Source organism: Leptospira kirschneri serovar Cynopteri str. 3522 CT, assembly GCF_000243695.2.
Lineage (GTDB): Bacteria > Spirochaetota > Leptospiria > Leptospirales > Leptospiraceae > Leptospira > Leptospira kirschneri.
The window spans coordinates 461,329-477,083 of the sequence record NZ_AHMN02000004.1 but is presented as its reverse complement, the minus strand read 5'-3'; the positions used below and the strand labels follow the sequence as shown (position 1 = coordinate 477,083).

The window sequence follows — 15,755 nt, the reverse complement described above, 5'->3', positions numbered from 1 at the left end:
CAGTAAAGTAAAGAATTTGACACCAAAGGATTAGAAGGATAGCCTCCAAGAGAATGGATCTTGTAGAAGCAAAAATTTCGGATATTTCTCTGACAAACGTAGGCTTTGCGGTTTTTCTCAAAACGAAGGACGATTCCGATTCTAGAGTAGTTCCGATTTTTATCGGGCCTTTAGAAACTCATTCCATTACTTCAGTTTTGGATGGAACAAAACCACCTAGACCAATGACCCACGATTTGATGACGGTCCTTCTTGGAACTTTAAACGTAAGTATTATTAAAATTTCGATCGAAGAAATTATAGATAACACCTTTTATGCGAAAATTACTCTCCGTAAAGACGAAGACGTAATCGTATTGGACGCAAGACCAAGTGATTCCATCGCACTGGCACTCAGAGCAAACGCTCCGATTTATCTCGCTAAAAAAGTAATCGAAGAAGCCGGAATCGAAATGAAAGACGAAGAAATTCCAGGCGAATCTATTGCGAGAGAAAAAATTTCCCAACTTCCCAAAACACAATTGGAAATTTTACAAGAATCTTTAAACAACGCTCTTAGAACCGAAGACTACGAAACCGCCGCCCGAATTCGGGATCAGATCAAAAAGTTAATCGAGAATTCTTAATTTTCCTGATATAGTTTTAAAAAAGAGACGACTTAGAACCGGTGTAAGTTCTACAATCATCGATCAAGCTCAATCGGTAGATCAAAAGGAGAATCAGATTGGAAAGGTTATTGATGGATATTCTAAACGCGGGAATCGCACTATTTCAAAACGGAGAAGAAAAAGTTAAACAGTCCTTGGCCGAATTGGATACAATCTACCAGGAACTAAGAGAAAAAGGTGAAATCAACCAAAGTATGGAAGCAAACCGAGTTCGAGAGCTTCTCAATAAAACGGTTCAAGACGCAACTGAAATTCTTTCGAAGGGGGAAGAGAGCAGACAACAGGCGTTTGCAAAACTTCAGGAAAATTTCATTCGACTTTCTGCCGAAATTGAATCTTCCATTCCGGAACCTCTCAAAGCGGCTGCAAAAAATACTTTAGATGAACTAAAACATCTCTTAAGTAAAAAACAATAACCCTACTTTTTCTGAAAATGTTAAGACAAGGTAAACGGCTTGAAAGACTATTGTCTTCAGGCCTTCCTACCTCGTATGAATAAAACTTCTTTCGTACTTTTTTTTACGGTATTCATTGATATGATGGGATTTTCTGTGATCTTTCCTATCTTTCCAGAAACTCTTAAGATCTTTCTTTCTCAACCTGGAGACCCGGTTTTAGATCAATTTGCTGACTGGACTCGACTTTTGTTGGAAGTTTCTTCCGGAGATCGTTCTTTATTTGTAGCTCTTTTTGGTGGAATTGTAGCAAGTCTCTATTCTATTTTACAATTTATATTTGCGCCGATCTGGGGAAGGATCTCGGATCATTTAGGCCGTAAACCAGTCTTAGTTCTCACTAGTCTTGGAAGTTTTTTAGGTTATGTAATTTGGTTGTTTTCTGGAAATTTTTCTTTGTTCGTTTTATCCAGAGTGATCACCGGAACAATGGGAGGAAACATATCCGTAGCTTCTGCAGCGATGGCAGACATTACAAACGAAAAAGATCGAGCCAAAGGAATGGGAATGATAGGCGCCGGTGTGGGTTTAGGTTTTATCGCAGGCCCTTCAACGGGAGGATTATTCGCCAAAATTAATTTAGACTTTTTGAAACTTATGTTTCCGGATTTAACGTTTACAGTGTTTCCTGCCTCAGCTCTTGCCGCTACAATCATCGCGTTAATCAATCTGCTTATGATTCTTTTTTGGTTTCAGGAAACATTCGATCAAAAAGATTCGTTAGAAAGAAAAAAAATTCATCCGATTTTAGGAGTATTCACTTCGAAAAATAAGAAAGTAGTTTTATATTCTATTTTTTATTTCGTTTTCGTATTTGCGTTTTCTGGTTTCGAATTTTCAATTAATTTTTATCTCAGTCAATTTTTGAACTACAAACCTACTGAAATCGGTTTTACTTTCGTTTATATAGGAATGATCATCGTACTGATTCAAGGAGGAGTTTTTAGAAGACTGTCTGGAAAAGTTGACGAAACAAAATTAATTCGTATAGGAACGTTCTCTTTGTTAGTAGGTTTTTTTATTTTATACTTCGTTTCTAATTCTTATCAACTTTTTATTTCACTTACGTTTTTAGCTTCTGGAAGCGCCCTACTTCATCCTTCCTTATCTACGTTAGTCTCTCTTGTATCCGGAAAAGAAGAACAAGGAACCAATCTCGGAATGTTTAGAAGTCTCGCCTCTTTAGGAAGAGGAATGGCCCCTTTTGTATTTTGTCTGATTTACTTTAGTAAAGGTCCTGCAATTTCATTTTTGACTTCCGGGCTTGTTAGTTTCTTATTTCTGCTTTTTATATGGAAATTGAAACAACCAAAGCCAGTAGAATCTAAAAACTATTGATCTCTATAAAATTGAGTACCATTAATTTTAAACGCAAAGCCATGTTTTAGTTCAAAATATTAGATACTTTATTATCTAACGTTAGTTCGGCGTTAGAAAATTGGGGCGAATAATAAACTCAGGTGCAACGAGGGTCGTCGTCGCAGCTCGCAAATTTCATAATTAAAATGGCTCACGATCTAAAACGCTTTCGTAAAAAGCGTTTTGCTTTAGTTTCAATATAGAACGCGATCTGTCGAGCGCCCATAGAAGCGAAGTTTGAGAGAGCGTTCTGCTTGAGTTTCAAACGCGATCCATAGAGAGCCATAACCAAACCCACAAGTATTTGGATCTCAATATAAATCTGTCGGAATTACGACAAATTCTCTGTAAAATTTAGTTTCCCACCCTTTTATTTTTGGGTGGGGGTGGAGGCGGTAAGGTTCGGAAAAATTTTCTCTATCAGAAAAACATGCTTTTCGCAAGTAAAAAGACTCATTCTTGTCGGAACACTTGAATAATGTACGTTTTTATCCTTCTGATTCTAAAATCTTCTTCAACTTGTGGGGTTGGTTATGGTAGAGAGCGTTTTGCTGAGCTTGAGAGCGCCCATAGAAGAGAAGTTTGAGAGAACGTTCTGCTTTAGTTTTCTTAGCATCGATCCATTTCGCGTTATACCAAACTCACATTAAGATAAAACGGATTTCTTACGTCCTACTCACTTTAAATAGAAATCAGTAATAGTTCCTACATCTAAAAAAAATGCAAAGTTCGCAGTAGTTACTACACTAATTTGATATACAAAATATTCCAATTTCCTAAAATTGTGGGAACTACCACAAAATTTAAAAATTAATGTGAATTCGATAATATAACCAAATGCGAAGGCGATGCATTGAATTCAGGAAAAGCATTGAGTTTTTTTATTCTCCAACTTTCTCCACAAATTAGCGTTAAATAGAAGAATCTTTAAAACGACTCTTACTATTTGGACGCATAAGATAATACTTATACTAAACTTGTTTCAAAACTGAAAATGTGGGATCTCCTACAAAAAACTCACAAATCAGGGCTAAATATAATTTTTGAAAACTTCCATATCTTTGGTAAAATCAATTGTTAACTTTTGATACTATTTTCATACGTCCGAGTAGTATATTTATAAAATGGTCCTTAAAGCAGTTGCTAATTTTTCAAAGTGAAGAGACTCATCTAATTTATTTCCGTTTTCCAATCGAAGCAAAAACATATCTCGAACTGAATTAGAATCAGTCACCGCCTTAAACGAAAGAATATCGATACCGTATAAAAACAAAAGTTGGGACACTTCGAAAATAATACCAGGTCTATCTTTCATTCTCAAATCCATGACAGTACAATCACTGCCCTGCGAATTGAATAAGAACAATTCGATAGGACACCTTTCTTTATTTTTCAGATATTCGGCTTTTTCCGGAAATCTTTCTAAGTAGTTTAGAACGGAAACACCTTGGAAAAACATTTCTTTCAAATCCTTCTGAATGAGATGAAGAGCCTCTTCAGTCATCGGAAAATTTTCCACACTTTTAACGATGAAAATATCGCTGATATAACCGTCTTGGGAAGTTTCGGCCACGGCTTCTTCAATTGTCCAACCCCTCACAAAAAGAGCGGCAGTAACTCTGTAGATGATTCCAATTTCATTATTAGAGATATTCACTTTTAATGCATAGGAACCGTCTCTTGGAATACAAGAAATATGAACGGAAGATTCTGCGGACGTTTGGATCATTACGGTTTCCTCAAATACATTCTGTTTATTTCTAAAGCAATCTTCATAAAAAACGAATATTTATGAAGACTTATCTATTAAGATTGCAAGAAACGTACCGTCTTATCAAAGGGCAAACTTAACGCCTACGTTCGCAGAATAAATTTTATCAGAAACCAATCCTTCCACTAAAATTTTAAAGGTGAGTAAGTTGATTTCTACTCCTCCCAAAAGATAATTCACGCTGTCCTTAGCTTTTGCATCTCCATGACTTCGAATAGCCAGATTTCCTGCCGAGCTAGCCGACTGCCCTTTTAAAAAATCTATAGGTAAACCAGCAGCTGCCGCTTCCAAAGTAAGCACCATCGGACCGGTCACACTTAAATGAATATTGGAATTTCCGGAATTTTGACTCATCCCCGCTCCGACAAAAATCGTAAGAAAATAAAACAAACGCACCCCTGTTCGAATATCAATCGGCAAAGACTGAGACCTAGATCTATAATCCAAAGCAAAGTCTGCGTCCCAACGTCCTGTGGCGGGGCCAAATGAAATTTTAGGTATTTGTGACGGGGAATAACCTAAGAGCCGGTCTCAAAACTGGTTGTACTTTTGAATCGTAATTATTTACTTGTGAAATGGACAAATATTATTCAGAGATACCGGATGGACTTTGGAAACAAATAGCCCCATTGATCCCGAAAGAAAAGGTAAATCCGAAAGGAGGTCGCAATCGAGTACCAACACGATTAGTAATGGCCGGTATCATCTATCGAATGAAAACAGGCTGTCAGTGGCGTGCCATTCCGAATGAGTTTGGATCTGGCCAAACTTGTCACAGAAGATTTCAAGAATGGGAACGAGCAGGAGTATTCAAAAAGATTTATAAATCTATTTTAAAATATTATGATGTAAAGAATCAGATAGCATGGGACTGGGCTTCGATGGATTCGGCAATGGTTAAAGCTCCCAAAGGGGGAGCTTAACTGGGAAAAACCCTACAGACCGTGCCAAATTGGGGGTTAAACGGCATATTCTTACAGATGGAAATGGAATTCCTTTGGCCATAACATTGAGTGGAGCCAATGTTCATGATAAACACGCTGTAAAAGATACGTTGAATTCAATCCTGATTTTTTCCGGTAGAAGAAAAAAGAAACCAAAACATCTTTGTTTAGATAAAGGATATGATTTCAAAGATATAGAAGTTTTAATCAAAAGAAGAAACATTCAATCTCATATTCGGAAAAAAGGTGAGAAGCCTCTCATTGGTAAATATAAAGGAAAACCTAGACGATGGGTCGTTGAAAGAACTAACAGTTGGCACAATCGATTCAGGGCTATCCTAATTCGTTGGGAAAGAAAATCTGAAAATTATCTTGCATCTCTTTATCTCGCAAGCTCTATCATTGCTTTTAACTTTTTTGATAGGTAGTTTTGAGACCGGCTCTAAATTCATTTCTTCGGTTTTACGATGAAATCCGAGTCCCAAACTAAGACCGGTAAAACCAAAAAAATCCAAACGTGTATAACGTTCTCGAATCAATTGAAAACGAACCGTAGCCCCAAAAGAATTGTAATTGCCCGAAAATTTATACTGATCCGATTGATCGTTGAGCTCTTTCAAATCTCCTTGATCCAACTTTCCTTGAAAGCCATGAGCAAAGATATTGACTCTATGAAGAAAAGATCTTCCTTCGCCATCTTTCTCATCTTTATCTTTCTGATCAGCGGGTCCGCTTCCGGTCAACCAACCTAAATTAACTCCGGCCATCAACGTAGGAGCAAGAGAAGCGCCTCCGTTTGGTAAATTCGGAAGAGTAATTCCACCATATTGAATCTGTATATCGTCATTCTTAACTCCCGCCGCGGAAAGTCCTGCTCCTAGTTGAAATCGATTAATCGATCCGTTACCCATCATGGAAGAATTGATCGTAGTCAATAAAGCGGCGTCTTCCATCGAGTCGACTACTTCGTTTAGATACTTTGTACGAATCTCGTATTCCAGTCCGTTAAATTGAGAGGAAATATTACTCGGAATGATTTCGCAAGCCGCGCCGCTACATTCGATTTGCGCAATTAGCGAATTGGCCGGGGTCAAAAATCCAACAAAAGAAAAAACTAAAATAGGAAAAAACTTTCCTACCACTAAACTGCGGAAGGTATTCATCATTACCCCGTTTCATTTGACGGAAACCCTTAGAAATTTATTTCAGAGTCCTAGGCTTCTGCCTATGATCTCTTTCATAATTTCCGTAGTTCCCGCGTAGATTGTTTGGATTCTCGCATCCAGGTACGCTCTCGCGATCGGATATTCCATCATATAACCGTAACCACCAAAGAACTGCAAACATTCATCTGTATGACGTTTTTGCATTTCGGTAGAATACCATTTTGCCATAGAGGCTTCTGCGGTATTTGATCTTCCGGCTATAGTTTCCAGAGTAATCTTATCGACAAAAGTACGGCACATCTCCAGTTCCGTTGCCATTTCAGCCATTTTAAATTTAATGTTCTGAAAGGTTCCGATTTTCTTTCCGAAGGCCTGTCTTTCTTTAATGTATTGAAGGGTAATTCTTTGTACGAGTGCGGTCGCTTCTACGGCTGCGATGGAAAGAACCAATCGTTCCGTAGCCAACTTTTGCATGAGATAACGAAAACCTTGTCCTTGTTTTCCAATCAAGTTTTCCTTAGGAACAATCACGTCGTTGTAATACAGTTCCGAAGTATCCTGAGCTTTCAGACCAATTTTTTCTAATCTTCTTCCTCTTTCAAAACCTTTCATTCCTTCTTCTACCATTAGAAGGGACATCGTGCCGTTATCATGTTTAACAGCCGTAATGATTAAATTTGCCAATTGTCCGTTGGAAATGAAGGTTTTTTGTCCGTTTACTACGTAATGATCACTTTTTTCAATAGCAGAAGTTCTAATATTTTTTAAATCAGAGCCTGCTCCGGGTTCGGTCATAGCAACGGCAAGGATACTGTCTCCGGTTGTACAACCAGGCAACCAACGTTTTTTTTGTTCTTCGTTTGCGTAAGTCGTAATATAAGGTGCAATTACGTCGTTATGAAGAGAGATAAAAAAACCGCTGTTTCCTACTCTTGAAGATTCCTCGATTACAATTACGTTATATAGAAAATCTGCACCCGCTCCACCATACTCTACAGGAACGTCTGGACATAAAAGACCATTTGCCCCTGCTTTTTTCCAGATTTCTTTCGGAACAACCCCTACTTTTTCCCAGGATTCGTGATTCGGTGCAACTTCCGTTTCGAAAAATTTTCTAGCCATCGTACGGAAGGATTCATGTTCTTCCGTAAATTGAAGGATTCTATCCATTCATTTCTCCCAAACGTCTACGCGTAGACTGTATTCATTCTCATGTAAACGCCTGGATTCTTCTTCACATAATCGATCAAATCATTTTGCCGAATGGAATATAACTCAGTATCCGTTTCCGCCCTAAATGTATAATTCGATACAAAGTTCTTAGAGATATTATAAATCTCTCCGACAAAGTCTCCGTCCGTTAGTTCAGCCAATAAATTACCATTCTGATAGACATTTACTTTTCCACTTCGAATGATGTAGGCATCTCCGTAAAATTCTTTTTCTCTTACAAGAATTGAACCTTCGTTCACTTTATGCAGAGTCATGATCAATTCTAACTGAGTGATCTGATGGCTGGTCAATCCTCGGAAATGTCTGGATTCCGCCAATGCTTTCCAAGAATTAGAATCTCTAATTTCGTTTAGTCTTGTTAGGTTATTTTTTAGATCTGAATTTCGTATGAACTGTAAAAATTTATTTTTTTCGATCGTAAGCGCGAGTACATCCGTTTCCGCATAAACATCGGCTGCACGTGGAAGATCCAATACAAGAGACGCTTCTCCAAAATACTCATACGTTCCATAACGTTTGATCGGTCCTTGACCAGTTTCATCCTGATTGAGTCCCTCAAATTTGACATTTCCGGACGCAATGATATAAAATTTATCCCCTGGAGTTCCCTTGCGGATGATTTGATCTCCTCGTTTATATCTTTCTTCGTTTACGATGAGTAAAAATTCCTTAGCCTTTTCGATCGGAAATCCATGAAATATATCAATCTGAGTCAACACATCTAAAAGGTTATACGCTTCGATATGTTTCGGAGGTGTAATTTCCGGATACAGAGTATTCTCAATTCCAAACTTAGCAAGTTTCAACTTAGTTCCAGGTGGCATATCCTTTCTGGCAATATGATACACCGTAATTTTTTCCTGAATTTCAGGGGGAAGAGAAGCTAGATAACTGATCCGAGTATGAAGAGGAGGAATTCCAGCTTCATGATAGATGATCCTTCTTTCCCAGGGAAACTCTTTGAAAAATTTCCATCTAGATTCGGGAAGAATTCCCTGCGCATACATTTTATCGTGAATCTCAGGTTCGTTCAAATGATCCGAAGTATAAATAAAAGACTGATCTTGAAAGAAAAACTCAAAACCTACGGAAGGAATGGAATGAAGTGCATAATGAAAATTGAATTCTCCTCCGTTAATCATAGTCGCTTTTCCGATAATGATTGGTTGGAAGTGAAATAATTCCTGTAATTCCTTTTTAGGAATTTTAGTCAAAGCGGAATACTTTCTAAGAAAACTATCCATCACGGTTTCCGTTGCGTGAATCGTGATCTTGTTTTCCTCCAGAATTTTTTGAAACGTACCTGCGTCATGGTCAGCGTGACAATGAGTTAAAATAACGTGGCTTATTAGTTTAGGATTTACGTTCGACTGACGCAACCACTCCGTCGAATTTACGGGAGGATCCACCATAATTCCTTGGTGATTTAACCAGATAATAAAACCAGAAGTGTTATCCTCAGGATCAAATCCGTGAGAAGGCCCAAGACAAGTAATTGCAAGGAGTGGGGCTTGAAATGGTTCAGTAGGTCTTTCCCCAATATCGTATTTGATATTGAAGCCTACTTCTCCTGGAACCTCAATTTTTCTTTCTCCGTCCTGGATAAGAAAATCCCCATTTTGTAGTTTGCCAATAATTACATTTCCATAATATACTTTATTTTCTGCATCGAATACTTTAAAATCGACTACGTCGTCTAATCCCTTGTATCCACGAAAATAAGCCATTTCCGCTTTCATATCAGGGAATCCGAAAGATTGTTCTCCGTTGAGATACTCACTTTTAAGATTGATGTTATCGGGTCCCATAAGAGACTCTTTGAGTACAGTTATCAACTGGGTTCTCTGTTCTTCCGTACAAACGATAAATGTTTTTTTCTGTCTTAAAAAGAAGTTATAGTAGATCGGAAATTCCAGTTCCGCAGTACTGATTCCCTTCTCCACATGAAAGAATTTATTGGGTAAGATAAATACCAAAGGAGACTTTTTTTCAAGTCCCATTGTATCCTTAATCGTTTCCGGCGGTGAGCCAATCTGAAGGTATCCCTCGGAAGTATCGATGAGATACCTCCTCTAGGCAATTCCGTATAACCTTTGTATGTTTCTTTCAGCATAATAAATAAAGAAGTAAAAAAATTATTTATGTCTTTCTATAAAATTCTTAATTTGAGCTTTTGGAAGCGCTCCAATTACTTTATCGACAAGTTGTCCGTCTTTGTAAAGCAACAATGTAGGAATGGAAGAAATCCCTAAACTTTGAGCTGTATCTTGATTATCATCTACATTCAGTTTTTTGATTTTTACCAACCCGTCCAATTCACCAGAAAGTTCTTCCAAAACCGGAGCCACCATTCTACAAGGGCCGCACCACTCCGCCCAACAATCGATGAGAACCAATCCTCCGGATGTCTCACTTTTAAAATTTGTATCGTTGACTTCTGCCAATGCCATCTTTGATTCTTTCTCCTTTTTTCCTACAATACAGATCAGACTCACAGGGTCTATTTTTTCTTTTTCTTTTTATCCTTATCTGCTTCTATGGATTCGACTTTATCTTGGAGAGATTCGATCAAAGTTTTTGTCTTCTCTAAGTCTTCTGTTTCACCTGTAGTTTGTAAAATTTTACGGTTTACTTCCAACATTGCGATGGACTTTTTCAAATCTCCTGCGTCTTGTGTAGAAAGATCAAATTTAGCCCGATATTCCTGTGCGGCGTAGTTACATAGTTCAAGAATCAAATTAAAATGCTCCTGCCGAATATAGTAGTGAGGATTTTCTAAGTCTCTTTCTTTTTCAAATGCACGGAAATCGAAAACGTTTTTACACAGTACTGCAATTTTAAAATGGATTTCCGGAAAACTCCATTTCCACTTACTATTGGTTCCAAAAGCGTCTATCGTTTTGTTTGTTACTTGACGAATCGCTTTGATAAAATTCAATCTTTGAACCGGTAGAAATTCTGGAATTTTTGCTAGTAAATCCTTATTTTCCGCTAGACTTCCTTCGAAATCGGCCCCTACTACTTTTTCCATTCCGGAAATCGCATTGTAAATTTCTTTCCTTCCGGTATTTAAATATGTATCACTTTTAATGTCTAAGATCGCAACACTTAGGTCATTGACCAAAAGGCAGGTATTGATCATTTTGATTGCGTTTACAGATAAAGCAATTTGATAGTACGGTTCTAATCTGGGGTCTTTTCTCAATTGAGATTTAAATAGATTACTTTCTTTTTTGAGATCATCCAAATAGACTTTGAAGTCCGTTAGTTTCTCTGCAAATTCCTGTTTTTGTTCTTTGTTGAGTGCCATCTTTTCCCAACTGATATACTTAGAATATCGGTAATTTTCAAAATGAAAAAGGACAGAACCGATCTAAATCGTTTCATTTTTTGGAAAAATTTCTTTCCATCTCACCTTAAAATCTGATTTCTAAAAATGTAGATACTACTTACCAGAAAATTGGTCGAAACCGTTAAATTTATCCAAGTGATAACCGATTTCTTTCAAAGTTTAAAACGAATGCTCAATCTATAGCACTTTTTGGAAGTCCAACTCTTGACTTAAGAAAAAACAAAAATACATATACATTGATTTGAAATTGTGGGAACTATTACCAATCAAAGATAAGAACGGTCCTGTTGTATAATGAAAATTCTAACTTAAGGATTTATTTACTTACTATTTGACAGATAACAGGGAAGTAAAAGTCTAACAAAGAAACTGAAATGTGTTTCGCGTTTTTAAACACTGAATGCTAGTCGAGGTATTTGAATATGTTTGCACCCTTAGCAGTCTTCGGATCACTCGGATGGACTGAAATTCTACTCATTTTATTCATCGCTCTTTTACTTTTCGGAGGAAAAAGACTACCTTCTTTGGCAAAAGATTTAGGAGATGGAATCAGATCGTTTCGCAAATCCTTAACAGGTGAATCGGATGATTCTTCCCAACAAATCAGCCAAGAACAAGAGCGTTCGGCTCCGAAAGAAGAAACAAAAACTTCTAAGTCTAAAAAGTCCAAATCCACTTGACAAAACCCATTCTAGGAATGGCTGCAAAGAAAAAATCAAAAAACCTTCCTTATCCGGAAGAATCCGTACCGAGAGACAGGGAAAAATATATGACCTTGGGAGATCACTTGGAAGAACTCCGGATGGTTCTTATCAAGTCTCTCGTTGTAGTAGCGATCATTATGGGAATTTCCTTATGTTTTGGAGAAGAGATTCATAAAATTCTCGCACAACCCTATAAAAATGTCTTAGGTCCACAAGCGACATTTTATCAGATCAATTTGATGGCTCCATTTATGATTTACTTGAAGAGTTCATTTATGATCTCTATTTTGTTGGGTCTTCCATTTGTTCTCTTTTTTCTTTGGGGTTTTATTTCTCCCGCACTTGATTCCAAAGCGGATCGATACGGTAAATTCCTAATCTTTTTTAGCACCCTTCTTTTTTGGTTCGGGATTTGGCTCTGCTGGACAGAAGCTTTCGAAAATCTTTTAAAAATTTTTCTAGTCAACTTCCGCCCCCTGGATATAGAAGCCAGACTTCCAATCGATGAATATTACGAAATTTTTTTCAACATTCATTTGATTTTCGGTTTATCTTTTCAGCTTCCGATTATACTCATTCTTCTTGGCGGTTTAGGAATCATTCGTTCTTCTTTCCTTCTTTCCAAATGGAGAGAAGCGATTATAATTCTTGCGATTGCCGCCGCAGTTCTTTCTCCGGGACCAGATTTGATTTCGATGTTATTCTTATTTGTCCCATTGACGGTTTTATTTATAGTATCTATCGTTCTCATGAAAATAATAGAGAGAGAATAGCTTGATCACAAAAATTCCTTCTAAACTTAAATTATCGATCGCGGTTTTCGTTCTGAGTTTTTTATTCTTTCTAGTTTATACGATTACAGACGATATTATTCTTAAGTCTCCTTTAGGACAACAAAAGGTAATTTCTCTTTCCATCCGTCTTGCACTTTCAATTTCATTTTCCACTCTTATCGCTTCCCTCGTATTCTATTTTGTAAGACTCATCTATTCTTCGATGCGTTCTTTGATAACTCTCGCTCAAGACTGGGGAAACGAAGTCTACGAAGAAACTCCTGCAGAAGAAAGAGACGATGAAATCGGAGAATTGGTTCGTGCTTTTCGTTTAAAATTTTTTCAACAAAAAGAATTCAAAGAGAATCCTTCCGGTGAAACGTTAGGCGAAATAAATAAGGAAATCGCGGATTCAATTCAAAGAGCTTTTTACAGAATCCAATTACCTAAAATTTTAAATCTGGATGTTTCTCTTTTTCCTAGAATGAGCGGAAATTCTAACTGTGATTATACGAATGTAGTTCCGAGTGCAGACGGTTGTGTTGGTATTTTGGCAGGGTTTTCAAGTCCGGGAATTTTAGAATCCGCATTTAAAGCAAGGTTAGAAGGAATTTTCTCCTTAGCCAATGAAACAAACGAAATTCCAGGAGAAGAATTAATTTTTAAGATCGGTAAAATTCTTTCCAAAATGCCCATTCCATTTTTAAATCTTTCACTTTTTTATCTTAAAACTAAAACCGGGGAATTAGGGTATATTCACTTTCAAGAACTTCCCGTATTCGTTTATAAAAATAATGAATTCATTCCTTTGGAAAAAAATAAAGTGCGTTATTTCGATTACAAAGCAGCCGACTTAGAAATTCATAAAACCGTTTTAAAGACGGACGAATACTGGGTCTTAATTTCGGACCGAACCTATTCCGCAATCGGAATTTCGGCGCCCGAGTTCATAAAACAATTTCAAAACGTTTTAACAGGCAAAAATTTTCGAAATTCTAGAGATCTGATTTTAGACTGTGGTAGAACCTTAGAAAAAAAATACGGTAAAAAAGTCTTAGAAACTTCCGCCTTACTTGCAATTAGGATAAAAAATTAAATACATTCGTTTATTAAATTATAAAAATATTTGAATGTTCTTCTGAACTATCAAAAAAATATCTTAAACCCAATTTTGTTTAGAATTTTGTTCGTAAAATCGCAAAAAATGAATTTATTGAAACATCTGTAAGTTCAGAAATAATCATAAATAGAACTGTTGAAAAATTAATTCTCCATCTGTTTTTGTTGCGCTGAAATTGGACAATTAAAGCAGTTTTTACTATACTCCACTATAAAATTTTTCAACAACTTTAATGAAAAATTTCACCACGATTAAATGCAAGGAAAGCCATAGAACCAGTCTTTTTAATCGTACAAATATCTAAAAAATAAATTCTTCTATTGCCGCATACTTTGAAGATTATAGAATTAATGAAGGTGAATTTTGAGAAAATATAGGAAGTTATTACAAATGGGACTATTCGGAAATTCATAACTTTTTTTGAGGAGTTTCTACATTCTAACTTTTTGAATCAACTCAATAGTAATATTCTTTTTATACCTTCGCAGAGACATCTAAAAATAACTAATTGGTCAATCAAATTTCTGCATAGAATCGCCGTTTTGCGATCATGAAAAAAAATTATTTATACAATGTGAATTCGGTATAACGCAAAAGGAATCAATGCGGGAAAATTCAGGAGAACGCTCTTTCAAACTAAAGCCGTCTTACTTCCTGAACTCAATACATCACGCTTGAAACCAGCAGAACGACTATCTACGGATCGCGTTCTATATTAAAATTAAAGACGATTTTTATATAATGCTTCCTGCATATAATCTATTAACCAGAACTAAAGAGCTAGGTTCGGCGATAAGCTGGATTCACCCAGATTTTTTTACGTCTAACTCAGGTGTTATAAGTCCTTTGACAACAATCTTTTGAATTTTAAGAATATCAAAATATTCTTAAATAAAAAATTTATTTAGTGAAGTGGCTTAATATCTCCGGATTCCTGTAGAGGTCCTCCACAAAGAACTACCTTATTTTCTATTCTACAATGTCTTTTGGAATGATCAAAAGAAGAATACATAACTCCTTCTGCAGAATTTTTTTCGTCCTGAAAATCTCCTTCATAAATGCTTGTATCCGGAAAACGCACTTTTCCAGGACCGATCATTTTTCCCATCTCAAAGGTTCCTTCTAACATAGCCCCATTTTTAAAAATATAAGTCCCTTTTCCATCCCTCAAGTCGTCTTTAAAACTTCCTTCAAATCGATCCCCATTTTTATATTTCATTCTTCCAGAGCCATTTCTAAGATCATTCACAAAAGAACCGCTATATTCATCATCATTATCATAAATATAAACACCAGTTCCAGAAACACAATCTCCTTGGACACAACCTCGAACTCGATCGGCTTCCATAGACGTAGATCGTGCGGAAAAAGAGGATTCAGTTTGTTCTTCTTTCACTTCACTTTCACTATAAGAAGAACTTCCCGCGCCACCGTCTGCGGATTCGTTAGACGTAATTCTTTTATCGCTGGAAGTACATTGTAATACGACTAGGATAAGGAACATAACTTCGAGAAATTTGTTACGGAAAATTTCAACCGGAAGAGAGGTTCTAATTTTTTTTAAAACCAAATTTGAGAACTGTTTCCATCGAATCATATTTTTTGAATACGAAATAAATACGTTTGCTCTTACAAACATGTCAAAATTTTATTTATTCAGGCCGAATCTGTCAAACTCAATTCTTTAAGAATTAGAATCTGCAGGTTTCATGGTCGATTCATAAAAAAGAATTTTGAATTATATCATCATCTTAAGAACTGTTAGCAAGGTACCACCTAACATTCGTTTTTATAAATGATCTTCATAGTTTTTAGACATAAGTTCGAAAATTGATTCCTTAAAAAGTAGAAATCAGCACACCTAACGCAGGTTTGTCTAAAAATATAAAAAATCTTTTTGAATCAGGAACGACTCTTTTGATTTACAATATCTTGGTGTTGATAGATCACCAAATAAGTTAATGTGAGCAGGACTCTTGGCGAATAAAAAACTCAGGTGCAACGACTCCCTGAATTCCGATCCTTAGAGAGGCATTCGCTGAGTTTTGCGAGTCGTCTTTAGCAACTCGCAAATTTTATAGCAAACTGGCTCGGCTTGAACTCAATGTTGTTTCTTATTTTCGCAACATAATGTTCCAATTCCTTCGAAATTTCCAAACTCAGGTTGCTGCTTCTATGGATCGCAGCATAATAATCACTTTCGCATTGGG

General features: G+C 36.6%; 13 protein-coding genes and 2 pseudogenes. 7 read left to right on the top strand and 8 right to left on the bottom strand.

Annotated elements, in window-relative coordinates; genetic code table 11:
- The first annotated feature begins 53 nt into the window (after positions 1-53).
- The 3 genes from LEP1GSC049_RS222050 (at position 54) to LEP1GSC049_RS222060 (ending at position 2,461) form a co-directional block, all read left to right on the top strand.
- Positions 54-626 carry a bifunctional nuclease family protein gene (locus LEP1GSC049_RS222050; protein WP_000366622.1) on the top strand — a complete coding sequence of 191 codons (573 nt, stop codon included), beginning with the start codon at positions 54-56 and terminating at the stop codon, positions 624-626.
- A 98-nt stretch (positions 627-724) separates the two neighbouring features.
- Positions 725-1,084, top strand: coding sequence for a phasin-related domain-containing protein (locus LEP1GSC049_RS222055; protein WP_004756006.1), 360 nt, complete (start codon positions 725-727; stop codon positions 1,082-1,084).
- Between the two features lie 75 nt (positions 1,085-1,159).
- The gene (locus LEP1GSC049_RS222060; RefSeq protein WP_032828388.1) at positions 1,160-2,461 is read left to right on the top strand and encodes an MFS transporter; all 1,302 of its coding nucleotides are present in this window, start codon (positions 1,160-1,162) and stop codon (positions 2,459-2,461) included.
- A 1,138-nt stretch (positions 2,462-3,599) separates the two neighbouring features.
- On the opposite strand, the gene LEP1GSC049_RS222065 is transcribed toward LEP1GSC049_RS222060, so the two are convergent.
- Both LEP1GSC049_RS222065 and LEP1GSC049_RS222070 read right to left on the bottom strand, forming a co-directional pair.
- A complete protein-coding gene (locus tag LEP1GSC049_RS222065; RefSeq protein WP_004756008.1) occupies positions 3,600-4,211 on the bottom strand; it encodes a hypothetical protein in 612 nt (203 codons plus the stop codon).
- Positions 4,212-4,316: 105 nt separating this feature from the next.
- A pseudogene (locus LEP1GSC049_RS222070) lies at positions 4,317-4,775 on the bottom strand (Lsa36 family surface (lipo)protein); the annotation flags it as partial.
- Between the two features lie 53 nt (positions 4,776-4,828).
- Here LEP1GSC049_RS222070 and LEP1GSC049_RS2000000227300 point away from each other — a divergent pair.
- A protein-coding gene (locus tag LEP1GSC049_RS2000000227300) for an IS5 family transposase (protein WP_162833666.1) occupies positions 4,829-5,625 on the top strand; the annotation gives its coding sequence in 2 pieces (ribosomal slippage) (positions 4,829-5,174 and positions 5,174-5,625; 798 coding nt in all).
- Here LEP1GSC049_RS2000000227300 and LEP1GSC049_RS0204840 read toward each other — a convergent pair.
- The 5 genes and pseudogenes from LEP1GSC049_RS0204840 to LEP1GSC049_RS222095 form a co-directional block, all read right to left on the bottom strand.
- Positions 5,536-6,363: an Lsa36 family surface (lipo)protein gene (locus LEP1GSC049_RS0204840; RefSeq protein ID WP_244266173.1), complete on the bottom strand. Its 828-nt coding sequence runs from the start codon at positions 6,361-6,363 to the stop codon at positions 5,536-5,538. The two genes, LEP1GSC049_RS2000000227300 and LEP1GSC049_RS0204840, sit on opposite strands and share 90 nt — an antisense overlap.
- Before the next feature lie 39 nt (positions 6,364-6,402).
- The gene (locus LEP1GSC049_RS222080) at positions 6,403-7,533 is read right to left on the bottom strand and encodes an acyl-CoA dehydrogenase family protein (RefSeq protein ID WP_004755915.1); all 1,131 of its coding nucleotides are present in this window, start codon (positions 7,531-7,533) and stop codon (positions 6,403-6,405) included.
- 17 nt (positions 7,534-7,550) lie between these two features.
- Positions 7,551-9,709, bottom strand: a pseudogene (locus tag LEP1GSC049_RS222085) (cAMP/cGMP-dependent 3',5'-cyclic-AMP/GMP phosphodiesterase).
- A gap of 22 nt (positions 9,710-9,731) precedes the next feature.
- Positions 9,732-10,046 (bottom strand): thioredoxin, encoded by a 315-nt coding sequence (gene trxA, locus LEP1GSC049_RS222090; protein WP_001970524.1) that lies wholly within the window; start codon positions 10,044-10,046, stop codon positions 9,732-9,734.
- 50 nt (positions 10,047-10,096) lie between these two features.
- Positions 10,097-10,906 carry a hypothetical protein gene (locus LEP1GSC049_RS222095; protein WP_002177737.1) on the bottom strand — a complete coding sequence of 270 codons (810 nt, stop codon included), beginning with the start codon at positions 10,904-10,906 and terminating at the stop codon, positions 10,097-10,099.
- A 464-nt stretch (positions 10,907-11,370) separates the two neighbouring features.
- Between LEP1GSC049_RS222095 and LEP1GSC049_RS222100 the strand changes: the two genes are divergently transcribed.
- From LEP1GSC049_RS222100 to rktP, 3 genes are read left to right on the top strand one after another with little or no spacing between them, the layout of a single operon-like run.
- On the top strand, positions 11,371-11,628 hold the full coding sequence (locus LEP1GSC049_RS222100; protein ID WP_004758675.1) for a Sec-independent protein translocase subunit TatA/TatB: 258 nt from the start codon (positions 11,371-11,373) through the stop codon (positions 11,626-11,628).
- The gene (tatC, locus tag LEP1GSC049_RS222105; protein ID WP_004756074.1) at positions 11,625-12,425 is read left to right on the top strand and encodes a twin-arginine translocase subunit TatC; all 801 of its coding nucleotides are present in this window, start codon (positions 11,625-11,627) and stop codon (positions 12,423-12,425) included. The genes LEP1GSC049_RS222100 and tatC overlap by 4 nt, the downstream gene beginning before the upstream one ends.
- A 1-nt stretch (position 12,426) precedes the next feature.
- Positions 12,427-13,521, top strand: a complete 1,095-nt coding sequence (gene rktP / locus LEP1GSC049_RS222110) for an Arg-Lys translocation region protein phosphatase RktP (RefSeq protein ID WP_016560523.1) — start codon at positions 12,427-12,429, stop codon at positions 13,519-13,521.
- A gap of 928 nt (positions 13,522-14,449) precedes the next feature.
- Here rktP and LEP1GSC049_RS222115 read toward each other — a convergent pair.
- Entirely contained in the window at positions 14,450-15,184 is a 735-nt protein-coding gene (locus tag LEP1GSC049_RS222115) for an MORN repeat-containing protein (protein ID WP_004758787.1), read from the bottom strand.
- Positions 15,185-15,755: the final 571 nt, after the last annotated feature.